This is a genomic window from Solidesulfovibrio alcoholivorans DSM 5433 (genome assembly GCF_000702665.1).
GTDB classification, from domain to species: Bacteria; Desulfobacterota; Desulfovibrionia; order Desulfovibrionales; family Desulfovibrionaceae; genus Solidesulfovibrio; species Solidesulfovibrio alcoholivorans.
Genome location: NZ_JNJA01000018.1, coordinates 1 through 22,929, shown reverse-complemented (window position 1 = coordinate 22,929; position 22,929 = coordinate 1). Strand labels below are relative to the sequence as shown.

Below are 22,929 nucleotides of genomic sequence, written 5' to 3'. Positions count from 1 at the left end.
GACAGCGGGGCAGGGGACGCGGCACCCCTGTGGCGGCATACCCTTGTCCGGGTTTTCTCCGGAAGCCGGCAGGTAGGTGAGGCGCGGCCGGGACAGGCCGGGGTGATGCGTACGGGAGGTGAGCCATGGACATCAGGACGTTTCCGCTTGGTCCCCTGGAGACCAATTGCTATGTGGCCACGGCCGGCAATGCGGCCATTGCCGTGGATGTCGGCGGACCGCCCGAGGCGGTTGCACATTATCTCAAGGAAAAAGGCTGTTCCCTGGAAGCGGTGCTCGTCACGCACCTGCACTGCGACCATCTCTACGGCGTCGGCGAACTGGCCCGGACTTGCGGCGCGACGGTCTTCGCCGGGGCCGCGGACGCGCCGCTTCTGGATACGGAACTGGGCAAGGGCGGGCTCATGGGCCTGCCGCTCGTGCCGCCCTTCGACTGGGAACCGCTCGGGCCGGGCGAACTGCTCCTTCTGGGACAGCCCTGCCGCGTCCTGGCCACGCCCGGCCATTCGCCGGGCAGCCTCTCGTTTTATTTCCCGAAGGCCGGTGCGGTCTTCGTCGGCGACCTGCTCTTCTACCGCTCCATCGGCCGTACGGATTTCGAGGGCGGCGACTACGACGCGCTCATCGCTTCCGTGCGCGAGTCCATTTTCACGCTGCCCCCGGACACGGCGGTCTACAGCGGTCACGGCCCGGCCACGACCGTGGGCGACGAGATGCGCCACAATCCGTTTTTTTCGGAGTTCGCCCGGTGACGCCGGCGGGGGAGTCCGCCGTCTTTTTGTGCGGCCCCCGGGCGGGCGGCAACTCCGACACGGCCGGTCTCGCCTTTGCCGGGGCCCTGGCCGCGGCGGCCGCGCCCGTGCGCGTGGTGAAGCTGCGCGAGCAGCGCCTCGAACCCTGCCGGGGTTGCGGGGCCTGCGCCGGGCCCGGCAACCGCTGTCCCCTGGACAGGGACGGCGACGCGGCCGAGGCGCTTTTCGACCTGATCGAGGCCGCGCCGGTCGTGGCCTTTGCCGCGCCCATCTACTTCTACCACGTGCCCGCGCTTTTCAAGGCCTTCATCGACCGCGCCCAGCGCCGCTACGCCGCGCGTCTGGCCGCCGCGCCCCGCGCCGCCCCGCCGGCGGCCCTGGCGGCCCATGTCCTGCTCGTGGCCGGTCGCCAGCGCGGGGAGAAGCTCTTCGACGGAGCGCTGCTGACGCTCAAGTATTTCCTTTGGCCCTTGTCCCGGGAGCTCGCCGCGCCGTGCCTGCTGCGCGGCATGGACGCCCCGGGCGACCTGGCCGCCGACGCCGCGGCCCTGGCGGACGTGGCCGCGCTCGGGCGCGCGGCCGCCCGGGCGGCGTATGGCCGATGAGGGGGGGGCGCGAGGGAGGGAGGGAAAATCGCCTCCGGCGGCCAGGAGGGGCGGCGGCCCCTCCTGGACCTCCCGAAAGGGGGGGGCGGTGAAGGGATGGTGTTCGCGGGTGGATGGTACGGTCTATGGTGGCTGAGGGGAGGCTTGCGGGGTTGGCCCGGTGCTGTTGCCGGGCGCTTCTGGCCCTGTGCGACCGCTGCCAGGCTTGCGCCGGGCTGCTGCCTCCGGGCACGTGCGGCCCGGTGTGCCCGGACTGCGCCGCCCTGCTGCGCCCGCGCCTGGGCGGGTATTGCCCGCGCTGCGGCGAGCTTGCCGCCGACCCGGACGCGCCGCCGTTTCTGTGCAACGCCTGCCGCCTGTCGGGCCGCCCCTGGGAGGGCTTCGCCTTCCATGGCCCCTACGACGGCCTGCTGCGCGACCTGATCCTCGGGTTCAAGTTCCACGGCCGCCTGGGCCAGGGCCGGGTTCTGGCCGGGCTTGCCCGCGACGCCTACCGTCGCGCCGTGGCCCGGACCGGGGAGGGGGCCATGGACCCCGCCGGCCCGGGCGGCATCGTGCCCGTGCCCCTGCATCCCCGGCGGCTGGCCTGGCGGGGCTTCAACCAGAGCCTGGAGCTCGCCCGGCTGCTGGCTGCGGACCTCGGCCGGCCCGTCCTGCCCGGGGCGCTGCGCCGCATCCGCGACACCACGCCGCAAAGCCAGCTGCCCGGAGCCCGTCGGCGCGCCAACATCGCCGGGGCCTTCGTCGCCGATCCCGCGCTGGTCGCCGGGCGTGGCGTGCTCCTCGTCGACGACGTCATGACCACCGGGGCGACCATCGACACCGCGGTCAACGCCCTGCGCGCCGCCGGGGCCGCCCGCGTGGACGTGCTGGTGATCGCGCGCTAGCCTTCTGGAAAAAGCCGGAAAAAACTGTATATGGGGGTTAACGACAAGGAGCGTGTATGTCACCCATGCGGTTTTCCGGCGCCGACGATCCCCTGTGGTACAAGGACGCCGTCATTTACGAAGTGCACGTCAAGGCGTTCATGGACGGCAACGGCGACGGCATCGGCGATTTCCCGGGCCTGACCAGCCGCCTGGACTACCTGGCGGGGCTTGGCGTCGACACCCTGTGGCTGCTGCCGTTTTATCCCTCGCCGCTTCGTGACGACGGTTACGACATCGCGGATTATTACGGCATCCATCCCGACTACGGCACGCTCAAGGATTTCAAGGAATTCCTGCGTCAGGCCCATGCCCGGGGCCTCAAGGTCATCACCGAGCTCGTGGTCAACCACACGTCCAAGGAGCACCCCTGGTTCCAGCGTTCCCGCGCGGCCGGCCCGGGCTCGCCCTGGCGCGACTACTACGTCTGGAGCGACACCCCGGAGAAGTACCGGCAGGCGCGCATCATCTTCAAGGATTTCGAGCATTCCAACTGGACCTACGACCGCGAGGCCGGGGCCTACTACTGGCACCGCTTCTATTCACACCAGCCGGACCTCAACTACGACAATCCGCGCGTATGCCGCGAAATCACGCGCGTCATGGATTTCTGGCTGTCGCTTGGCGTGGACGGCCTGCGCCTGGACGCCGTGCCTTATCTCTTCGAGCGCCGGGGCACCAACTGCGAAAACCTGCCCGAGACCCATGCGTTCCTCAAAAAACTCCGCGCCCACGTGGACGGGAAGTTCAAGAACCGCCTGTTCCTGGCCGAGGCCAACCAGTGGCCCGAGGACGCCGTGGCCTATTTCGGCGACGGCGACGAATGCCACATGGCCTACCACTTCCCCATCATGCCGCGCATCTTCATGGCGCTGATGATGGAGGACCGCTTTCCCATCCTCGACATCATGGAACAGACCCCGCCCATCCCGGCCTCCTGCCAGTGGGCCATGTTCCTGCGCAACCACGACGAGCTGACGCTCGAAATGGTCTCCGACGAGGAGCGCGACTACATGTACCGGGTCTACGCCAAGGACCGCAAGGCGCGCATCAACCTGGGCATCCGCCGCCGCCTCGCGCCGCTCATGCAGGGCAGCCGCCGCCGCATGGAGCTTATCAACTTCATCCTCTTTTCCTTCCCCGGCACGCCCATCATCTACTACGGCGACGAGATCGGCATGGGCGACAACTTCCACCTCGGCGACCGTGACGGCGTGCGCACGCCCATGCAGTGGAGCCCGGACAAGAATGCCGGCTTTTCCAGGGCCAATCCGCAAAACCTCTATCTCCCGGTGGTCATCGACCCGCAGTACCACTACGAAGCCGTCAACGTGGAGAACCAGGAGGCCAACCTTTCCTCCTTCCTGTGGTGGATGCGCCGGGTCATCGCGCTGCGCCGCAGGCTCCCGGCCATGGGCCGCGGCCAGATGGCCTTCGTGTCCCAGGACAACGCCAAGGTCCTGGCGTTCACCCGTACTTACGGCGACGAGGTCATCCTGGTGGTCGTCAACCTGTCGCGTTTTTCCCAGGTCGCGCGCATCGATCTGGCCGCCTACGCCGGGACGGCGCCCGTGGACGTGGCCTCGGGCACGCGCTTTCCGGCCGTGACCGAGGAGCCCTACGTGCTGCCCCTGGCCCAGCACGACTACTACTGGTTCCGCCTGGCCCGCGAGGACGCCGCCCGCGCGCTTCCGCCCCGGGGCGCGCCCCATCTGTACCTCGCCCAGGAGCTGCGCAGCGTGCTTGGGCAGGGCGTGCGCAAGCGCATCGGCGACGAGCTTTTGCCCGAGCACGCCCGGCGTTCGGGTCTGGCCGGCGCGCCGCTCCCGGGAACGCTTCGCGCCGACATCCTCGACGCCGTGCCCGTCGGCCCCAGGGGGTTGACGGCGTGGCTGCTCTTCGTCGAATGCCATTTCGCCAGTGGCGAAACCCGGCTCTTTCCCTTTCTCCTGGCCCTGGCCGCGGGCGGGGCGGCCGAAGCCGTCCTTCGCGACGACCCCGGCGCGGTGGTCGGCCACGTGCATCACGGCGGTCGCGAGGGCGTGCTCGTCAACGGCTTCGCCCTGGCCGCGCTGCGCGACTGGTGGCCCCGGGCCGTGTCGCGAAACATGCGCCTTCGCGGCGCGGACGGTACGCTCGCGCTGCGGGCCCTGCCAGGCTATCCCGCGGGCGTGTGCGACACGGCGGGCTGCGACGCCACGAACATGTTCACGGACAACCAGAGCAACGTGGTCATGACCTATGACGCCAAGCTCTTTTTCAAGTTCTACGCCGGCCTCGACGCCGGGCCGCATCCCGAGGCGGAACTGCTGACCCAGCTGGCCGGACCGGGGGAATTCCCCCACGCGCCGCGCCTCGCCGGCGTGATCGAATACCGGTCCAAGGGCCGCGGCGACGCCGTGACCGTGGCCACGGTGCAGGAATACGTGGTTGGCGGCCGGGACGCCTACGACTACACTCTGGAGCATCTGGAGCGCTATTTCGAACAGCGCCGGGCCATGCCCGCCGCTGCCGTCTCCGAGGGCGGCAGCGAATCCCTGGAACGGGAGATGGCGCAATCCATGGCCGGCATGGCCGACGAGTTCTACCTGGAGATGGCCCGGCTGCTGGGCCGGCGCACGGCTGAGATGCATCTCGCCCTGGCCAGGGGCGGCGGCGCGTTTGCGCCCGAACCCTTCACCAAGCTCTATCAGCGCTCGGTCTACCAGGCCATCCGCAACGGCGTGCGCCGGGCCACGGCCCTGCTTGCCAAAAGCGTGCGCAGTCTGCCCGACGAGCCTCTTCGCGAGGAGTCCGCGGCCATCGTGGCCGCGGAAAAGCAGTCCCTGGACGCCCTTGCCGGCCTGCTCGGCCGGGCCGTGAACACGGTGAAAATCCGCATCCACGGCGACTACCGCCTGGAGCAACTGCTGTTTACGGGCAAGGACTTCGTGATCGTGGATTTCGAGGGCGACCCGAGGCGCACGCTCGGCGAACGGCGGCTCATGCGCTGCGCGCTGCGCGACGTGGCCGGCATGTTCTATTCGTTCTACGCCGCGGGCGAAGAGGGCGTGCGCCGCCACGCGCAGGCCCATCCCGAGGAGGCGCGCCGCCTGGACGGCTGGGCCTGGACCTGGGCCGAAGCCGCGTCCCGGGCCTTTTTCGGGGCCTACGCCACGGCCATGGGCGATGCGCCCGTGCTGCCGCCGCGCCGTGACCGTCTGCTGCTGCTCAAGTGCTTCCTGCTCGAGCGGGCCTACGACGCCCTGGCCACGTCCCTCGACGCCCGCCCCGAGCGCATCGGCGCGCCGCTGTCCTGCATCCGGCTGGTGCTGGCGCTCAAGTAGGGCCGCCCCGCCTGTCGCCGGAGCACAGGGGCGCGGCAGCCTACGCTTCGGGGCTCGCCACGGCGGGGGCCGCGCCGGCCTCGGGATCAAGCGGCAGGCGCACCCGGAAAACGGTGCCCGTCTCGGGGGTGGAGAGGAAATCCGCCGTGCCCCCGAGGTAGCGTTCCGTGAGGAGCTTGATGCTGTAGGTGCCGAGCCCCCGTCCCGCGCCCTTGGTGGAAAACGAGCGGTTGAAGATGCGCATGCGCACGCGCTTGGGGATCACGCCATCGTTGTGCACGCAAAAGCGCAGGAAATCCCCGTCGCGGTCGCAGAAAAGCGTCACTGTGCCGCCGGGTTCGGTTGCTTCCAGGGCGTTTTTCACCATGTTGCCGAGCACCCGGCGCAACAGCGCCGGATCGGATCGAAACGGCACGTGCCGACAGTCGTTTCGTACGACGATGCGCTTGTCCCTGGCCTGTTCGCTGTTCTGGAAGGTGACTTCGGTCAGTTCCAGCACGTCGGAGGATGCTAGCGGGACGAAATGGGTCTCCAGCTCGTTGGTCTCGGCGGCCAGCAACTGCTTCTGGCTCGTGATCTCGTCCGTGAGCCGGGCCATGGCCGAGTGGATGAACCGGGCGTCGGGGCGCAGGTCCTCCTGGACCTCCTCGGCCAAAAATTCCATGAGCCCCTGCAGGCCGCCCACGGTGTTGAGCATGTCGTGGAAGAAGATGCGTTCCAGGGCGCGCCGGCGTTTTTCGTGGCTCACGTCGGTGATGGAGAAGATGAGGAAGCGCTCGTTGTCTAAGGAAAACGGCGACGAGGACACGAGCAGGTCGAGGGCCTCGACCTTGCCGCCGTCCTCCCGGTTGATGTTGCACTCCTGGATGTTCTGCCGCCCGGCCAGTCCGAACAGGATGGAGCGCACCGCGCCGCAGTGGGCGCAGAACTCCCCGGTGCCGCAGCCGCCCGGGGCCTTGGCCGCGTGCACGCAGCGGAAGGCCTCGCCCGGGCGTTTCCCCAGGGCCTCGCGGATGTCGTCCACGCCGATGGCGTCGGCGAACTTGCGGTTGCCGAACACCACCTGGCGGCAGTCGTTGAGGACCATGGCGATGACCGGGATGGCGTTTAAAACCGCCGGCAGTTCGTGGCAGGAGAGGATGGCGAACTGGCGTTCGACGTCGTCTTGCGGGGCTCGTGCGGCCGGGGCGAAACACGTCTGATCGGATGCTTGGGGCATGCGGCGCTCCTGAGCGTTTTCCATTCTCATTCATTTTAAGGAGAAGCGGCGGAAAGTAAAGCGTCGCGGCTTTGGCCTTGAAATCTCGGGCCGCTTCTGGTGTCATCACGGCGTGGCGATCACCCGTCTGATACTCGAAAATTTCATGGCCCATGCCCGGACCGAGTTCGCGCTGGCTCCGGGACTCAACGTCCTCACCGGACCCAACAACACCGGAAAATCCGCCGTGGTCGAGGCCCTGCGCTGCCTGGCCGCCAATCCCGCGCCGCGCCACGTCATCCGCCACGGCGCGTCCGAGGCCCGCGTCACGCTGGAGCTCGACGACGGCACGGCCGTGACCTGGGTGCGCCGGCCCAAGTACGCCCTCTACGAGCTGACCCGCCCCGGCGCGGCCGAACCCGAGGTCTTCGCCAAGTTCGGCCGCACCCCGCCCGAGGAAATAAGCCGCGTGCTGCGCCTGTCGCCTGTGCCCATCGAGGGCGGCGAACCCGTGGACGTGCACATCGGCAACCAGCGCGAACCGGTTTTCCTGCTCAACCGGCCCGGCACGGTCCTGTCCGGCTTTTTCGCCGCGTCCACGGAAGCGGCGCACCTGATCGCCATGCAAAACCTGCTCACGGACCGGATCCGGCGGGCGAAATCCGAAAAAAGCCGCCAGGAAAAGCGCATGGCCGGCCTGGTCGCGGAAATCGACCGTCTGGCCCCGCTGCCGGGCCTGGAGCTGCGCCTGGAGGCGGGAGAGGCCCTGGAGGCGGAACTTGGCGCGGGCGAGCATCGGGCCGAGGCTCTGGCCGGGCTCCTGGCCGCGCGGGAGCGCCTTTCGCGCCAGGCGGCCGCCTGCGGCGCGGCGGGCAGTGCGCTTGCCGCGCTTGGCGCGCCGCCGGCCCTGGCGCAAACGGCCCCCCTTGCCGCGACCGTGGCCACGGCGGAGGCACTGGTCCGGCGCAAGGCGCTTGCCGCGTCGCAGCAGGCGGCGCTTGCGGCCCTTGCCGCGCCGCCGCCACTTGCCGACTCGGCCCTGTGCGACCGCCGCAGGGCGGAACTTTCGCGCCTGCGCCAGGCGCTTGCCCACGCCCGGAAAAAAAGCGCCGCCCTGGCGCGGCTTTCCCCGCCGCCGGACCTGGGCGACGCGGTTTCCCTGGAGGCGACGCGCGACCGCCTGACGGCCGGGCGCGCCGCCGCCGCGCGGCTCGCCTCCAGGGCGCAGGCCCTGGCCCGCCTGTCTCCGCCGCCGGAGACCGCGGACCCGGGGCCCCTGGCCGCCCTGGCGGCGCAGCTCGCCGCCGCGCGGCAGACCGTGGCCGCCGCGTCCGCGACCCTGGATCGCCGCGCGCGCTCGCTTGCCGACATGGCCGTGCGCGTGGCCGCGCGCCTTCAGGCGCTCGGCAGCTGTCCGCTGTGCGGCGGCGCGCTTTCGGCCGGGGATTTCCTCGGCGGCGGCCACGTCCATGCCCCCGAAAAGGACGCCTCATGAGCCTGCCGCAGCTTTCGGCCAACGGCCTGCTTCTCGTGCCCGATCCCCACGTAGCCGCGACGCCGCCCATGCAGCGCCTGGATTCCTACATGGAGGACGTGCTGGCCAAGCTCGCCGCGTGTCTGGCCCACGCCGTCGCCGAGAACCTCGTGCCCATCGTGCTCGGCGACCTCTTCCACTGGCCGCGCGAGAACCCCAACGCCCTGATCGTGGCCCTGATCGACCTTTTTCGGCCGCACACGCCCTACGTCCTGGTCGGCAACCACGACAAGTACCAGGCCCGCTTCACGGCCGACACCTCCCTGGCCGTGCTCGCCGCCGCGGGCGTGGTCCATGTGCTCGACGCGCCCGGGCTTTTCGCCAGGCTCGTTTCGCCCACGGGCACGGCCGTGCTCGGAGCCTCGCCCGACGGCGCGCCCCTGCCCGCGAGCGTGGACAAGGACCCGGGCGAGGAGAGCATCTGGTTCACCCACCACAACGTCGGGTTTCCGGACTTTCTGGACAAGCACGTGAAAATCCGGGAAATCCCGGGACTTGACTGGGTCGTCAACGGCCACATCCACCGGCCGCAGCCGACCGTGGTCGCCGGATGCACCCGCTGGGCCAACCCCGGCAACATCACGCGCCTGCAATTTAACCGCCGCGCCAAGGATCGCGTGCCCGCCGCCGCCGTGTGGCGGCCCGGCGCGGCGGCGCTCGAAGCGTGGCCCGTGCCCTTCCGCCCCTTTGAAGAAGTGTTCCCGGACCAGGAATTCCCGCCTGAGGAGGATGCCGCGCCGGCCGGCGAATCGCGCTTCCTGGAAGGCCTTGCCCGCCTTGCCTGGCGGCGCACCCGCGAAGGCGCGGGGCTCGGCGAATTCCTGCGCGCGAACCTGAACCCCGAAAGCCCCGAGACGGACGTCATCTGGGAGCTCTACAGCGAGGTCACCCATGCCGCCGATAAATAACAATCCCCGCGCCGCCGAGGCCGACGCCGGCCCCCAGCGCGAACTGGCCGCGCTGCGGGCCGCCTACGAACGGCTGCGCGACGACAAGGTCCGCGCCGAACAGGACCTCGCCAACTTGACGCGCCAGCTCGCCGACCTGGAAGCGCGCGCGCAAGCCGAATACGGCACCGCCGACCCCCAGGAGCTCGCGGCGCTGCTTGAGCGCATGCGCACGGAAAACGCCCGCCTCGTGGCCGCCTACAAGGAACACATCGACGGCGTGCGCCGCGACCTGGCGGCCGTGGAGCGGGAATTCGAAGGGGACTAGGACCGGGGCGGGGGAAGAAATGCCTCCGGCGGCCAGGAGGGGCGACGGCCCCTCCTGGACCTCCCGGGAGGGGGGAGACAGGAGCGGGGATGGAACTGACGGAACAGGAAGACTGGCGGGCGCTGGCGCGGGAGCGGCAGGAACTGACGCGCCGCCTGGACCGGCTCTCGGGCGTGGCCGAGGGCCGCGTGCGCGAGTTTCTAAACGCGCGCGATACCCTGGCTACGGTGACGGAATTCCTGGATATGTCCCCGCGCGTGGCCGCGCGCCTGGAGGAACTCACGCGCGAACTCTTCGGCGCGGTCCTCGACGAGATCGAAACCGACCTTACCCACGCCGTGCGCGAAATCCTCGGCCAGGACCGCAAGGTCGTCTCGCGCCGGGACGTCAAGAACAACCGGCTGCACATCGAATTCGAGATGGAGCAGGACGGCCGCGCCGAGGACATCCTCACGGGCCAGGGCGGATCGGTCTGCAATATCCTGTCCGTGGGCCTGCGCCTGATCGCGCTGTCCCAGCTCGACCCGGCCGCGCACCGGCCGTTCCTCGTCCTCGACGAACAGGACTGCTGGCTGCGGCCCGACCTCGTGCCCGGCTTCGTGCGCCTGATCGCCGCCATCGCCGAACGCCTGGACCTGCAGGTGCTCTACATCAGCCACCACCCCGTGGACCATTTCGCAGGCCATGCCCGGCGCGTCTTCGCCCTGCGCCCGGGCCGCGAAAACGGCCCGCGCCTGGATATCCTCTCCGAACGCCCGGCCGCCGTCCTCGATCTGCCCGGCTTCGCCGTCACCGCCGCAGCGGAGACGGAGGAGTAGGGAGAGGGAGTAGGGGGAGGGGAGAATGCCTCCGGCGGCCAGGAGGGGCCGGGGGCCCCTCCTGGACCACCCCTTAAAGGGGGGAGTTGCTCTTCGTTGCTTATCGCGGAGTCGTGGGAAGGTGGCGAGGGGGCATCAGCCGCAGCCGCAGCCGAGGACCTTGCATTCGCAACCCAGGCAGCTTTGCGGCGCGGCCTGGACGCGGTCGCTGTAGGCGGACAGGGCGTCGGCCGGCGCGGTCTTGGCCAGGACGAAAAGCGAACAGACCAGGACCAGGGCCAGGGCGGCCAGATACGGCAGACTGCGCATTGCGGGATTCCTCACAGGTTTTGCACGAGAAAATGCAGGATCATGCGGCGCGTGATCTCGCCGACCAGCACGCCGTTGGGGTCGATGACCGGCAGGGCCGTGATGCCCTTTTCCACGATCAGTTCGCTGGCCATGATGAACAGGTCCTCGGGATGCGCGAAAGGGTAGTCCGAGTCCATGAGGTCGCCGACGGGCGTGTCCGAGATGGTGGCGATGTTGCGGCGCAGCACAACCAGAAGTTCTTCGCGGCCGGAGAGGTCGCCGGCCAGCGAGGTCACGCTCGGCGGCACGATGATCGAAAGCAGGGTGTGGATGGTGACGACGCCGAGCAGCCGGTCGCAATGGTCCACCACGTAGGTGTTGCGGAAGACGTGGCTCATGCCGCCGTACCAGATGAGCACGTTGCCGATCGGCGCTTCCGGGCGGACCTTGATGAGCGTGGTGCGCATGATGTCGGAGATGAGCATGACGGACCCTGTGGCTTGTCGTTTGTGAAAAAAAGTACTTCCAATTTACCAGCTGCCCGCGGCGGCGTAAAGGGAATTCGCGCCAAGGCTGCAAGATCGTCCAAGAACTTCGCCACGGCCCGTGGCAGGGTCGGCCGCAACGCAAGGAGGTGCGTCATGGAAAACGATGCCGAAATGATCCTGGCCTGCGGTCGCACGGTCTATGTGCCGGCCGGCGCGCGCGACGCCGCCGAACTTCCCTGGAACGCCCACCCCGCCTTTGCTGGCGTGGCGCTCAAGCATCTGGTGCGCGGCGCGGATACGCAAGGGGCCCTCAGCTGCCATCTGGTGCGCGTTGCGCCCGGCAAAAGCCTCAAAAGCCACATCCACGACGGCCAGTGGGAGCTGCACGAAGTGGTGGCCGGTTCGGGCGAGGCCGGCGTGGGCGAGGCGCGCGTCGCCTACCTGCCGGGCGTGTCCGCCGTCATCCCCAAAGGCGTGGTCCACGAGGTCACGGCCGGGGACGAGGGGCTCACGCTTTTTGCCAAGTTCTTCCCGGCGCTGTTGTAATATCGCATCCCGTAGGCGACGATGTCTCCGTCTGGCGCAGGGGATGTCCCCCCTATTCGGGAGGTCCAGGAGGGGCCGCCGCCCCTCCTGGCCGCCGGAGGCATCCCTCTTGAATTTTTCACACTGGAAGGCAGCGCATGGGCCAACCGCGTCTTTGGGTGATACGCCACCCGGCCGTGCCGGGGCTTGCGGCCGTGCGGGGCGAGGGCGTGGCCACGGACATCGTCCGCCACACCCACGCCAAGACCGTGGTGGGCTTGTGCCTGTCCGGGGGGCGGCGCATCGAGGCCGGCGGCGGCCGCTGGTGCCTCGCCCCGGGGCAGGGCTTCGTCATCCCGGGCGGCGTGGCCCACGCCTGCGCGCCCTGGGGCGCGTCCGACCATGCCTATGTGGTGCTGGCCGCCGCGCCGCAGTGTTTCCCCGCCTGCTCCGAGGGGCCCGGCATGCCAGGTGCGCCCGGGGTCTGGCCGAGCGTCTGGGAGGACAGGAAAGCGGCCGCGCTGCTTCTTCGCGCCGTCGAGGCCCTGGCCGATGGGCAGGCCGCGGCGTGCGTCCATTTCGCCGCCCTGTGCCGTCTCCTGCATCTGCGCGCCGCGCCCCTGCCGCCGCTCGACCCGGCCGTGCGCGCCGCCATGGCTGTGGTCGATGCAGCACCGGATGCGCCCGTGGCACTGGCGGACCTCGCCATTGCGGCGGGGGTATCGCCCTTTCGCCTGGAACGGCTTTTCACGCGCGACCTCGGCGTGCCGCCCGGCGAGTACATCCTGTCGCGGCGTGTCGCCGGCGCGGCCGCACGCATCGAGGCCGGTGAAGGGCTGGCCGACGCCGCCCTGGCCTCCGGCTTCTGCGACCAGAGCCACCTGACCCGCCACTTTCGCCGCCGCATGGGCGTGCCGCCGGGGAAATACGGCGTGGAAGGGGAGTTGGAGAAGAGCGGGGAGGGGGAGAGGAGAAGAGAGGAAGAATGCCTCCGGCGGTCAGGAGGGGATGATCCCCTCCTGGACCTCCCCGACGGGGGAGGAGTGGCAAGCGGGTGGGAGGACGGTCATTGGGCGAGGCGTCGGGGGCTGTGGTCGCGGGAATGGGGCTGCCCCGCAGGCCGCAAAGCCGGCCAGCACGGCAGCCCCATTCCCGCGACCACGGGCGTCAGCGGCGAAGCGCCGCATTTTAAGAAATCAGGTCAGTAGAATTCCTTCAGACTCGCCCCGAAGGGGCACCACCGACGGACTCCCGCCCAGGGGGCCGGGGGGGATCCCCCCCCCCCCCGGCCGCCGGAGGCATCTTTCTCTTCTCCCTCCGTCACTTCGCCTTCCCTTGGGCGGCCACGGCGGCAACGCTTTTGGCGATGGCCTCGGGGTCGCCGAGGTAGAAGTGGCGGGTGGGTTTGAGGCTGTCGTCGAGTTCGTAGACGAGCGGGACGCCTGTGGGGATATTGAGTTCGCTGATGGCGTCGTCGCTGACGCCGTCGAGGTATTTGACGAGCGCGCGCAGGGAGTTGCCGTGGGCGGCCACGAGCAGGCGCGCGCCGTCGGCGATGGCCGGGGCCATGACGTCGTGCCAGAAGGGGAGCACGCGCGCCACGGTGTCCCTGAGGCATTCGGTGGTGGGCAGTTCGTCAGGCGTGAGGCCGGCGTAGCGGCGGTCGTGGCCGGGGAAGCGCGGGTCTTCGGGGGTGAGCGCCGGGGGCCTGGTGTCGAAGCTCCTGCGCCAGACAAAGACCTGTTCCTCGCCGTATTTGGCGGCCATTTCCGCCTTGTTGAGGCCTTGCAGCGCGCCGTAGTGCCGTTCGTTGAGCCTCCAGGATTTGGTCACGGGCAGCCAGAGGCGGTCCATGCCGGCCAGCACGATATCGAGGGTCATGATGGCGCGGGAGAGCACGGAGGTCAGGCAGGCGTCGAAGTCGTAGCCGGCCCCGTTGAGCAGTGTGGCGGCGGAGGCGGCTTCGGCCTTGCCCTGATCGGTCAGGCCCACGTCGGTCCAGCCGGTGAAGCGGTTTTCCAGGTTCCAGGCGCTTTGTCCGTGCCGCAGCAAGACCAGGGTGTGCATGGGGGTCCTCCGGGAGGCGGTCGGCCGGGTTATTCCTTTGTTTCGGGCTTGGTGGGGCAGGCGAAGTTGTCGCCGGTCATCATGCGCATGGCGCACAGCGCGCCGCACATGGCGCATTCCTTTTCCTGGCTGTGCATGGCCCGGCGTTTGCGCACGAGGTCCGGGTCCAGGGCGAAGCCGGTCATGGCTTCCCAGTCGAGGTCGGCGCGGGCCTTGGACATGCCGAGGTTGCGGGCCACGGCGGCCGGGCGGCCGAGCGCGGTTTCGGCGCTCTGGGCGGCGACGAGGCTGGCCTTGATGCCGGCCCAGACGTCCTCGGGGCCGGGCAGGGTGAGGTGCTCGGCCGGGGTGAGGTAGCACAGGAAATCCGCGCCGAAGAAGGCGGCGAGCGCGCCGCCGATGGCTCCGGCGATGTGGTCGTAGCCCGGTGCGCAGTCCGTGGTCAGGGGCCCGAGGACGTAGAGCGGCGCGCCGTCGGTCAGGCGCTTGATGCCCTGGATCTGGCTTTGGACCAGATGCAGCGGCACGTGTCCGGGGCCTTCGATCATGGTTTGCACGCCGCACTCCTTGGCGCGCCGGGCCAGTGCGCCGAGGTTGATGACTTCCTCCCACTGCGCGCCGTCGCCGGCGTCGGCCCCGCAACCGGGGCGCAGACCGTCGCCGAGGCTGATGGTGACGTTATGGGCGAGGCAGATGTCGAGAATGTCGTCGTAGTGCGTCAAAAAGGGGTTTTCCGCGTCGTGGCGGCGCATCCAGCGGCCGAGGATGGAGCCGCCGCGCGAAACGATGCCGGTGACACGCCCGGACTCCGCGGCGAGTTGCGCGCCCCGCCGGGTGACGCCGCAGTGCAGGGTCATGAAATCGACGCCGGCTGCGGCCTGTTGGGCGATCTCGGCGATGATCTCCTCTTCGGTGAAGTCGCTGGGGTCCTTGCCTTTGGCCAGGTGGCGCTGGGCCACTGCGTAGAGCGGCACCGTGCCGAGCGGCAGGTCCACGGCGTCCAGGATGTCGCGGCGGATGGCGGGCAAGTCGCCGGCCGTGGACAGGTCCATCAGGGCGTGGGCGCCGGCCTTTTTGGCCAGGCTGGCCTTTTGCAGTTCCATGGCCACGTCGGTGACGAACATGGAGGTGCCGATGTTGGCGTTGACCTTCACCGAGGCGGGCTGGCCGATGAGGGTCGGGATGACGTTCTTGTGGGCGGGATTGGCCAGGAGCACCATGGTCCCGGCGTTCACGGCGTCTTCTATGGTGCGGGGGGGGAGCCCCTCGGCTTCGGCCAGGGCGGCGAGGTGCGTGCGCAGGATGCTTGAGCAGGTCGGATTCTTGCTACAGATGGACATGGGTCATCCTTGGGGTGGTTTTGGGTTGAAGACGCCTACCACGAAGGGGGGAAAAGCTCAAAGCGTGCGAACGTCGCGGCCGGGGACTTCGTGGGGGCCTGGAAAATCCGCGACGGAAGACTTGCCAACGCCGGGAAAAGGCGTTAGTTGATCTCGCTTTCCCGTTGGGGACATCCAAGGAGTCGCGAGATGAAAAAAGATATCCATCCCAAAACCTACAAGGCGACCATCCGCTGCAACTGCGGTTTCGAAGAGCAGGCCATCTCCACCAAGGGTGAGCTCGTGCTCGTGGAAGTCTGCTCCCAGTGCCATCCGTTCTACACCGGCAAGCAGCGTTTCCTCGACACCGCCGGCCGCATCGACCGTTTCCGCAAAAAGTACGCCAAATTCGAGAAAAAGGCCTAGTCTGGCCGCGACCCGCGACCGCCGGGCGCATGCGCCCGGCGGCGGGCCGGGAACTTCGTCCATGAAACGCTCCGCCCTTCTCTTGCCGCTTCTCGCCGCCAACCCTACGGTGGGCGGTCAGGCTGTCATGGAAGGCGTCATGATGCGCGACCGCGACAGGCTCGCCATCGCCGTGCGCAAGCCCGGCGGCGACATCCTGCTCGACGTGCGCCCGTGGTATTCCCTGACCGCCGCGAGGCTCCTCAAGAAGCCGTTTCTGCGTGGGTTCCCCATTCTGCTCGAAACCCTCGTCAACGGCATCAAGGCACTCAATTATTCGGCCCAGGTGGCCGTGGCCGAGGACGAGGAGGAGGGCGAGCTCGGGCCGTGGGCCATGGGGCTCACGCTTGCCGCGTCCATCGGTTTCGCGCTGCTGCTGTTCGTGGTCACGCCGCACCTGTTTTCGCTCGGCATGAAGGCGGCGGGGCTCTCCGGCGGCGTGGAGGCCTTGAGCTTCCACATCTGGGACGGCCTGTTCAAGGTGGCGCTTTTCATCGGCTACATCGTGGCCATTTCCTATCTGCCGGACGTGCGCCGGGTCTTCGAGTACCATGGGGCCGAGCACAAGGTCATCTGGGCCTACGAGCAGGGCGCGCCGCTGTCCCCGGCAGGCGCGCGGGGCTATTCGCGCCTGCATCCCCGTTGCGGCACGGCCTTCCTGCTCTTCGTCCTGGCCATCTCCATAGTGCTCTACGCCTTTCTCGTGCCCTGGCTGCTCACGCTCTACGCGCCCGCCACGGGCTGGATCAAGCAGGCCTATATCGTGACGCTCAAGCTCGGGCTCATGGTGCCGGTCAGCGCCCTGGCCTACGAAGTCATCAAGATCGCCGGCAAGTTCCACACCAACGTGGTCTGCCGCCTGATCTCCGCGCCCGGGCTTTTCATGCAGATGCTCACCACCAAGGAGCCGGACGACCGGCAGCTCGAGGTGGCCCTGGCCGCGCTTCGCGGCGCGGTGGAGCGCGAGCCCGCCTCCTGATCCCTGCGCCGCCCCGACCGGCTTGCCGTGGCGTCTCTTAAAAAATATGGTGATATTTTTTAAGACGATATAGATATTTCATTCCGCTGCCCCCAAAATCGCGCCGCGCGGATTCCGGGGACGCGATACCTGTCAAAGCCCGGCCGGGGGACCCGCCCGCGCGTCACGCCCGGCTTCGGAGTCGCTGCATGTTCGCCAAGCTCGAAAGCATCGAACGCAAGTACGAGGAACTGGAGAAGCAACTGTCCGAACCCGACGTGGTCACGGACCAGGAGCGTTTCCGCAAGCTGTCCAAAGCCCACGCCGACCTCGCCGATATGGTGCGTGTTTTCCGCGAGTACAAAAAGCTCGCGAGCGACCTGGAGGAAAACCAGGAGATGGCGCAGGACCCGGACCCGGAAATGCGCGAACTGGCCCTGGCCGAGGTCAAGACCATCAAGGAAGCGCTGCCCGAACTCGAGGCTCGGCTCAAGGTGCTGCTTCTGCCCAAGGACCCCATGGACGAGAAGAACATCCTTCTCGAAATCCGGGCCGGCACCGGGGGCGAGGAGGCGGCGCTTTTCGCCGGCGACCTCTTTCGCATGTACTGCCGCTACGCCGAAACCAAGCGCTGGAAGGTCGAGATCATGAGCCAGTCCGAAACCGGCTCCGGCGGCTACAAGGAAGTCATCGCTTCCATCGCCGGGGACAAGGTCTACAGCCGGCTCAAGTACGAGTCCGGCGCGCACCGCGTGCAGCGCGTGCCGGCCACGGAATCCCAGGGACGCATCCACACCTCCGCCGTCACGGTCGCCATCATGCCCGAGGCCGAGGAGGTGGACGTGGCCATCGACCCCAATGACCTGCGCATCGACGTCTACCGCTCGAGCGGCCCCGGCGGCCAGAGCGTCAACACCACGGACTCCGCCGTGCGTGTGACGCACATTCCCTCGGGGCTGGTCGTCATCTGCCAGGACGAAAAATCCCAGCACAAGAACAAGGCCAAGGCCCTCAAGGTGCTGCGTTCGCGCCTGCTCCAGATCGAGCAGGAGAAGCAGCGCCTGGAGCAGGAAGCCAACCGCCGCTCCCAGGTCGGCTCCGGCGACCGCTCCGAGCGTATCCGCACCTATAACTTCCCCCAAAGCCGTGTCACCGACCACCGCATCAACCTGACGCTCTACAAGCTCGAAGCCGTGCTCGAAGGCGATTGCGACGAACTCTTCGACGGCCTCACCGCCCACTACCAGGCCGAGGCCCTCAAGGCGCAGGCGGACGCGGCCTAGGAAAGAAGAAGAATGAATGCCTCCGGCGGCCGGGAGGGGGTAACCCCCTCCCGGACCCTCCTTTCCTGGGGGCGATCCTCCCCCGGCCGTCAAAGCCCGGCCGGGGGAGGATCGCCCCCCAAAAAGTAAGGGAACCGGGAAGAGAAGGGAGATGAAAGAAATGGAGGGACGGGGGCGCGCGCCCACGGTGCGGGAAATTCTGGGTAAGACCGAGGGGTATCTGCAAGAAAAGGGCGTGGATGCGCCGCGGTTGTCCGCGCAGTTGCTTTTGGCCAAGGTGCTGGGGCTCGACCGGCTGGGACTCGTGCTGGCCATGGACAGGCCGCTGTCGGTGGAAGAGCTTGATGGCTATCGTCCCCTGGTCGCCCGGCGGGGCAAGGGCGAGCCCGTGGCCTATCTGCTCGGCGAGCGGGAATTTTTCGGGCTCGATTTCACGGTGACGCCGGAGACGCTCATTCCCCGGCCCGAGACCGAACTGATCGTCGAGCGCGCCCTGGAGCTTTTTCTCCAAGGCGCGCTTTCGCGTTTCGCGGACCTGGGCACGGGCTCGGGCTGCCTGGCCGTCACGCTCGCCGTCAAATTCCCCCAGGCGCAAGGCCTGGCCCTGGACAAAAGCCCCGGCGCGCTGGCCGTTGCCCGGGAAAACGCCGTAACGCACGGCGTGGCCGCACGGTTGGAATTTCTGGAAGCCGATTTCGCGGATTTGCCCGAGACGGCCGGGGGCTACGCCCTGGTCGTGTCCAATCCGCCCTACGTGACGGCCGCCGAATACCGCGAGTGCTCGAGGGAAGTGCGCGATTTCGAGCCGCAAGGCGCGCTCGTGCCCGGCGAAACCGGCCTCGAGGCCGTGCCCGTGGTCGCCCGCGCGGCCATGGCGCGGCTGGCCCCGGGAGGGGTGCTTCTCGTCGAGATCGGCTGGAAGCAGGGTCCCGAAGCCGCGGCGCTCCTGGCCGAAGCGGGATTTGCGGACGTCGCCGTGCGCCGCGACCTCGCCGGCCTCGACCGGGTGGTCGAGGGGCGAAAACCCGCCTGACCAGGATTATTGCGGCCGCGTGCCCACGCTCGGGGCGAACCCCGGCCCGAGGTCGGTCAGGCCCGTGCCGTCGGCGTTGATCCGGTAGAGGTGGTGCGGCCCGTTTGGCGGTGCGTCGGGCAGGGCGGAAAAAGAGACGCGTTTCCCGTCGGGGCTCCACGCAGGCGTGACAGCCGCGAGGTTCCGGGGCGTGAGGCGGTAGTTGGTGCCCGATGCCGCATCGTACAGGTAGAGCGCGCCGGACGTGTCGTTGGCCCAGCGGTGGTAGGCGTCCGTGCCGCGCGTCGTGCCGGCGACGAGGAGCAGGTTCGCGTCGGCCGGGCTCGGGACGTACTGGTCCGAACTGGACCCTTCCTCGCCGTTCGTGAACGAACCGGCCGGGACGCTGCGCAACAGCGTGCCGTTTAGCCCCAGCCATTGCACCGCATCACCGTTGTGGAGCACCAACGCGTCGCACGCCTTGGTGAAGCCCTGCAAGGCCGCTCCCGGTTCGAGGCCGCTTCCCGCCGTCGTCGGCGTGGCCCCCGGCCGGGCGAGGTCAAGTATTTCGACATGCCTGTCCACAAGCCAGGCGAGCTTCGATCCGTCCGGGCAAAACGCCTTCTGCCGCACCGGTTCCTTCCCGCCCCCCAGCCGCTGCGGCTTGTCCCCGCCGTAAAGGGAGACGAGCACGAGGCCCGCGCCCTTTTCCGGGGTGTAGGCCAAGCGCGCGCCGTCCGGCGACAGTGCCGGCTGCGTGCCCTTGGCGATGCGCCTGGGCGGGCCTTCCCCCGAGCGGACAAAAATCGCGTCGCCCTGTTCGTAGGCGACCACGTCGCGCCGGGCGGATGCGACCGTCCCCGGGGCCGGCAGCCAGGCCGGGCGGTCGCGGTGGGTCTTGCCGGGCAGCGGGGTGACGGCGGCCAGGGGCAGGCGATAGCGATACGCGTCGAACAGGCCCGCCCCCGGTCCCGGGGCATCCGCGGCCACCAGGACCATGCCGTCTTTTTCCTCGAGCACGAGCACCTGTTGTCCGGTTTTGAGCGCCGGAGCCTTGGCCCGCGTCTTGCCCGCCGGCACGGCCTGGGCCGGATCGGTCACGGCCACGACCGGATCGCCGTCCTTGGTCAGGACCTGGCCCTGGGCCAGGACCGGCAGGAGCATGGCCATGACGGCGAGCAGGGCGGCGGCGCGAAACGATCGGGGCATGGCGTCTCCTCCCACGGGCGCGGAGCCGGGGGCGGCCGGACCGCCCCCGGCGGACTTACGCGGCTGGCGGCGCGGACGGGGCCTTGGCAGCGTCGAGCAGGGCCGTGAAGGCCGCCTCGTCCAGGGTTTCCTTGTCCAGGAGCGCCTTGGCGATGTTTTCGAGCAGTTCCCGCTTTTGTCCGAGCAGCGCGCCGACCCGTTCCTGGGAGGCCTCCAGGATTTCCTTGACCTCGAGGTCCAGCTTGGCCGCCGTGGCTTCGGAGTATTCCCGGCCGGCCAGGCCGCCTTGCTCCGTGCCGAGGAAGACCGGCCGGTTCTGGCGCGGGTAGGTGGCCGGCCCGAGCGTCCGGCCCATGCCGTATTCCGCCACCATGGCCCGGGCGATGTCCGAGGCGCGTTGCAGGTCGTTGTGCGCGCCGGTCGAGATGTCGCCGAAGATCAGCCGCTCGGCCCCGCGACCGCCGAGCAGCACGTCGATCTTGCCGAGCAGCTCCGTCTGCGTCATGAGGTAGCGGTCTTCGGTCGGCAGTTGCTGCGTCCAGCCGAGCGCCCCGATGCCGCGCGGCACGATGGAGATCTTGTGCACCGCGTCCGCGCCCTGGGTGAAGCTCGCGACCACGGCGTGGCCTGATTCGTGGTAGGCCACGATCCGCTTTTCCTTGGGGTTGATGACGCGGTTTTTCTTTTCCAGGCCGCCCATGATGCGGTCCACGGCCTCCTCCAGGTCGGCCATCTCCACGGCGTCCTTGTCCTTGCGCGCGGCGAGAAGCGCCGCTTCGTTGATGGCGTTGGCCAGGTCCGCTCCGGAGAATCCCGGAGTCTTGCGGGCGATGACCGCGAGGTCCGCGTCCTTGGACAGCACGACCTTGGCCGCGTGCACGCGCAGGATGGCCTCGCGGCCGGCCACGTCGGGTTTGTCCACGAGCACCTGCCGGTCGAAGCGCCCGGCGCGCAAAAGCGCCGGGTCGAGGGTCTCGGGCCGGTTGGTCGCGGCCATGATGATGACTCCCACGCGCGGGTCGAAGCCGTCCATCTCGACAAGCAGCTGGTTGAGCGTCTGCTCGCGCTCGTCATGGCCGCCGATGACGTTGCCGGCGCGGGATTTGCCGATGGCGTCGAGCTCGTCGATGAAGATGATGCACGGGGCCTTTTCCTTGGCCTGGATGAAAAGCTCACGCACCCGGGCCGCGCCCACGCCCACGAACATTTCCACGAATTCCGAGCCGGAGATGGAGAAAAACGGCACCCCGGCCTCGCCGGCCACGGCGCGGGCGAGAAGCGTCTTGCCCGTGCCCGGCGGGCCGATCAGCAGCACGCCCTTGGGCATCTGCCCGCCCAGGCGCTGGAAACGCTCCGGGGTCTTCAGGTAGTCGATGATTTCGACCAGCTCCGCCTTGGCCTCGTCGCAGCCGGCGACGTCGGAAAAGCGCGTCTCCAGGTCCTTTTCGGCGTAGACCCGGGCCTTGTTCTTGCCGAAGGCCATGACGCCCTGGCCGGGATTGAGGCGTTGCATAAGGAAGTACCAGATGCCGAAAAAGAGCAGGATGGGGATGACCCAGGAGAGGATGTCGCGCAGGAACGTGGACTCGGGCTGGGCCCGGAAGTGCACGTTGTACTTGGAGAGTTCGGTGGACAGATCCTGGTCCACGCGCCGGGTGACGAACTCCGTCGTCTTGGCTTCGCCGTCCGCCTTGTCCTTCATGGTGCCGGCGATGACGTCACCGGTAATGGACACTTCCTCCACGTCGCCGGCTTGCAGTTTCTGGAGGAATTCGGAGTAGGGCAGGTTTTTGGGGCCGTAGGTGGTGACGATGAAGTTGTTGAGCAGCAGCACGCCCCAGATGGCGATGAGCACGTACCAGAGAGAGAATCTGTGGTGCTTTTCCATTTTTTTCAAAGGGTTCTCGCGGTTAGTTGAGGGTAAGGACCCGATTGCAAAAAGATACGACGTTTCGGGCGCGATGACAACGCCCGGCCGGGGAAAGAAAAAACACGGGAAATGAAAAAAGGAGTTGCCAAGGGGAGGGGAAGTGCGTAAATACCCCTCTTCGCGTCCGGGTGAAACGGACGTGGCCGGGAGCGAGGAGAAAGGGATTGACACGCACCCGCAGTTGGGCTAACGCATTGCCTCTTGCGCTGGCGTAGCTCAACTGGCAGAGCAGCTGATTTGTAATCAGCAGGTTGCGGGTTCGATTCCCATCGCCAGCTCCAAAGCGGAGGGGTTCCCGAGTGGCCAAAGGGAACAGACTGTAAATCTGTCGGCGTATGCCTTCGGTGGTTCAAATCCACCCCCCTCCACCATAAGCGCGAATGCTGTAGGAGACAGGAAGCCCTGTCGCATGAACTACGTGTGACATACGCGGGAATAGCTCAATTGGCTAGAGCATCAGCCTTCCAAGCTGAGGGTTGCGAGTTCGAGTCTCGTTTCCCGCTCCATGCCTCCCGTGTCCTACGCATGATTATAGGCCCACGTAGCTCAGTCGGTAGAGCACTTCCTTGGTAAGGAAGAGGTCACCGGTTCGAATCCGGTCGTGGGCTCCATATCAAAATCATCTCAAATCCAGAAGTCAAACCGCTTGAGCAGGGGGACGACATGGGCAAGGCGAAATTCGAGCGGAGCAAGCCGCACGTAAACATCGGTACCATCGGTCACATCGACCACGGCAAGACCACGCTGACCGCGGCCATCACGCGTCTGGCCAGCATGAAGGGCTTTGGCGAATACATTCCCTTCGACCAGATCGACAAGGCTCCGGAAGAAAAAGAGCGCGGCATCACCATCGCCACGGCCCACGTCGAGTACCAGACCGACAAGCGTCACTACGCCCACGTCGACTGCCCCGGCCACGCCGACTACATCAAGAACATGATCACCGGCGCGGCCCAGATGGACGGCGGCATTCTCGTCGTCGCCGCCACCGACGGCCCCATGCCCCAG

At 68.2% G+C, this 22,929-nt stretch carries 22 protein-coding genes and 4 tRNA genes; 19 read left to right on the top strand and 7 right to left on the bottom strand.

Annotated features, from left to right (window positions below):
* Nucleotides 1–125: 125 nt before the first annotated feature.
* The 4 genes from Q368_RS0119890 (at nt 126) to treS (ending at nt 5,609) form a co-directional block, all read left to right on the top strand.
* Entirely contained in the window at nt 126–752 is a 627-nt protein-coding gene (locus Q368_RS0119890) for an MBL fold metallo-hydrolase (protein WP_029460793.1), read from the top strand.
* Nucleotides 749–1,357 (top strand): NAD(P)H-dependent oxidoreductase, encoded by a 609-nt coding sequence (locus tag Q368_RS0119885; RefSeq protein WP_029460792.1) that lies wholly within the window; start codon nt 749–751, stop codon nt 1,355–1,357. The genes Q368_RS0119890 and Q368_RS0119885 overlap by 4 nt, the downstream gene beginning before the upstream one ends.
* Before the next feature lie 152 nt (nt 1,358–1,509).
* Nucleotides 1,510–2,244 carry an amidophosphoribosyltransferase gene (locus tag Q368_RS0119880; protein ID WP_029460791.1) on the top strand — a complete coding sequence of 245 codons (735 nt, stop codon included), beginning with the start codon at nt 1,510–1,512 and terminating at the stop codon, nt 2,242–2,244.
* A gap of 56 nt (nt 2,245–2,300) precedes the next feature.
* A complete protein-coding gene (gene treS, locus Q368_RS0119875) occupies nt 2,301–5,609 on the top strand; it encodes a maltose alpha-D-glucosyltransferase (RefSeq protein WP_029460790.1) in 3,309 nt (1,102 codons plus the stop codon).
* A gap of 40 nt (nt 5,610–5,649) precedes the next feature.
* Here treS and Q368_RS0119870 read toward each other — a convergent pair whose 3' ends face one another.
* A complete protein-coding gene (locus Q368_RS0119870) occupies nt 5,650–6,828 on the bottom strand; it encodes a sensor histidine kinase (RefSeq protein WP_052360303.1) in 1,179 nt (392 codons plus the stop codon).
* A gap of 112 nt (nt 6,829–6,940) precedes the next feature.
* Between Q368_RS0119870 and Q368_RS0119865 the strand changes: the two genes are divergently transcribed.
* From Q368_RS0119865 to Q368_RS0119850, 4 genes are all read left to right on the top strand, one after another.
* Nucleotides 6,941–8,302: an AAA family ATPase gene (locus tag Q368_RS0119865; protein WP_245611415.1), complete on the top strand. Its 1,362-nt coding sequence runs from the start codon at nt 6,941–6,943 to the stop codon at nt 8,300–8,302.
* Entirely contained in the window at nt 8,299–9,249 is a 951-nt protein-coding gene (locus Q368_RS0119860; protein WP_029460787.1) for a metallophosphoesterase family protein, read from the top strand. Before Q368_RS0119865 ends, Q368_RS0119860 begins: the two co-directional genes overlap by 4 nt.
* A complete protein-coding gene (locus Q368_RS0119855; protein ID WP_029460786.1) occupies nt 9,233–9,556 on the top strand; it encodes a hypothetical protein in 324 nt (107 codons plus the stop codon). The genes Q368_RS0119860 and Q368_RS0119855 overlap by 17 nt, the downstream gene beginning before the upstream one ends.
* 89 nt (nt 9,557–9,645) lie before the next feature.
* On the top strand, nt 9,646–10,374 hold the full coding sequence (locus Q368_RS0119850; RefSeq protein WP_029460785.1) for a hypothetical protein: 729 nt from the start codon (nt 9,646–9,648) through the stop codon (nt 10,372–10,374).
* Between the two features lie 135 nt (nt 10,375–10,509).
* Here the strand turns inward: Q368_RS0119850 and Q368_RS26705 are convergent, their stop codons facing one another.
* Entirely contained in the window at nt 10,510–10,683 is a 174-nt protein-coding gene (locus Q368_RS26705) for a hypothetical protein (RefSeq protein ID WP_169740611.1), read from the bottom strand.
* A gap of 11 nt (nt 10,684–10,694) precedes the next feature.
* Nucleotides 10,695–11,150: a CBS domain-containing protein gene (locus Q368_RS0119840; RefSeq protein WP_029460784.1), complete on the bottom strand. Its 456-nt coding sequence runs from the start codon at nt 11,148–11,150 to the stop codon at nt 10,695–10,697.
* A gap of 156 nt (nt 11,151–11,306) precedes the next feature.
* Here Q368_RS0119840 and Q368_RS0119835 point away from each other — a divergent pair, with 156 nt between their 5' ends.
* Both Q368_RS0119835 and Q368_RS0119830 read left to right on the top strand, forming a co-directional pair.
* Nucleotides 11,307–11,699, top strand: coding sequence for a cupin domain-containing protein (locus tag Q368_RS0119835; protein ID WP_029460783.1), 393 nt, complete (start codon nt 11,307–11,309; stop codon nt 11,697–11,699).
* A gap of 137 nt (nt 11,700–11,836) precedes the next feature.
* Nucleotides 11,837–12,886, top strand: coding sequence for a helix-turn-helix domain-containing protein (locus Q368_RS0119830; protein WP_052360302.1), 1,050 nt, complete (start codon nt 11,837–11,839; stop codon nt 12,884–12,886).
* A gap of 112 nt (nt 12,887–12,998) precedes the next feature.
* Here the strand turns inward: Q368_RS0119830 and gpmA are convergent, their stop codons facing one another.
* Nucleotides 12,999–13,745, bottom strand: coding sequence for a 2,3-diphosphoglycerate-dependent phosphoglycerate mutase (gpmA, locus tag Q368_RS0119825; RefSeq protein ID WP_029460781.1), 747 nt, complete (start codon nt 13,743–13,745; stop codon nt 12,999–13,001).
* Between the two features lie 29 nt (nt 13,746–13,774).
* Nucleotides 13,775–15,085 carry a phosphomethylpyrimidine synthase ThiC gene (thiC, locus tag Q368_RS0119820; RefSeq protein ID WP_029460780.1) on the bottom strand — a complete coding sequence of 437 codons (1,311 nt, stop codon included), beginning with the start codon at nt 15,083–15,085 and terminating at the stop codon, nt 13,775–13,777.
* A gap of 189 nt (nt 15,086–15,274) precedes the next feature.
* On the opposite strand from thiC, the gene rpmE reads away from it, so the two are divergent.
* The 4 genes from rpmE to prmC all read left to right on the top strand — a co-directional run bounded on the left by rpmE (nt 15,275) and on the right by prmC (nt 18,803).
* Complete coding sequence (gene rpmE / locus Q368_RS0119815; protein ID WP_029460779.1) at nt 15,275–15,490, top strand: 50S ribosomal protein L31; 216 nt, start codon at nt 15,275–15,277, stop codon at nt 15,488–15,490.
* 61 nt (nt 15,491–15,551) lie between these two features.
* Complete coding sequence (locus Q368_RS0119810; RefSeq protein WP_029460778.1) at nt 15,552–16,508, top strand: DUF1385 domain-containing protein; 957 nt, start codon at nt 15,552–15,554, stop codon at nt 16,506–16,508.
* Between the two features lie 188 nt (nt 16,509–16,696).
* On the top strand, nt 16,697–17,770 hold the full coding sequence (prfA, locus tag Q368_RS0119805; RefSeq protein WP_029460777.1) for a peptide chain release factor 1: 1,074 nt from the start codon (nt 16,697–16,699) through the stop codon (nt 17,768–17,770).
* Between the two features lie 151 nt (nt 17,771–17,921).
* Nucleotides 17,922–18,803 (top strand): peptide chain release factor N(5)-glutamine methyltransferase, encoded by an 882-nt coding sequence (gene prmC / locus Q368_RS0119800; protein WP_156955794.1) that lies wholly within the window; start codon nt 17,922–17,924, stop codon nt 18,801–18,803.
* Nucleotides 18,804–18,809: 6 nt separating this feature from the next.
* On the opposite strand, the gene Q368_RS0119795 is transcribed toward prmC, so the two are convergent.
* Nucleotides 18,810–19,991, bottom strand: coding sequence for a TolB family protein (locus Q368_RS0119795; RefSeq protein ID WP_029460775.1), 1,182 nt, complete (start codon nt 19,989–19,991; stop codon nt 18,810–18,812).
* Between the two features lie 55 nt (nt 19,992–20,046).
* Nucleotides 20,047–21,879 (bottom strand): ATP-dependent zinc metalloprotease FtsH, encoded by a 1,833-nt coding sequence (gene ftsH, locus Q368_RS0119790; RefSeq protein ID WP_029460774.1) that lies wholly within the window; start codon nt 21,877–21,879, stop codon nt 20,047–20,049.
* A gap of 247 nt (nt 21,880–22,126) precedes the next feature.
* Here ftsH and Q368_RS0119785 point away from each other — a divergent pair.
* The 5 genes from Q368_RS0119785 to Q368_RS24975 all read left to right on the top strand — a co-directional run.
* Nucleotides 22,127–22,202: transfer RNA gene (locus Q368_RS0119785), tRNA-Thr, on the top strand.
* A 4-nt stretch (nt 22,203–22,206) separates the two neighbouring features.
* Nucleotides 22,207–22,292 (top strand) — tRNA-Tyr (locus Q368_RS0119780).
* A gap of 58 nt (nt 22,293–22,350) precedes the next feature.
* Nucleotides 22,351–22,427 (top strand) — tRNA-Gly (locus Q368_RS0119775).
* Between the two features lie 29 nt (nt 22,428–22,456).
* Nucleotides 22,457–22,532, top strand: a tRNA-Thr gene (locus Q368_RS0119770).
* A 52-nt stretch (nt 22,533–22,584) separates the two neighbouring features.
* The coding region (locus tag Q368_RS24975; protein WP_029460773.1) for a GTP-binding protein at nt 22,585–22,929 on the top strand (345 nt) is incomplete at its 3' end.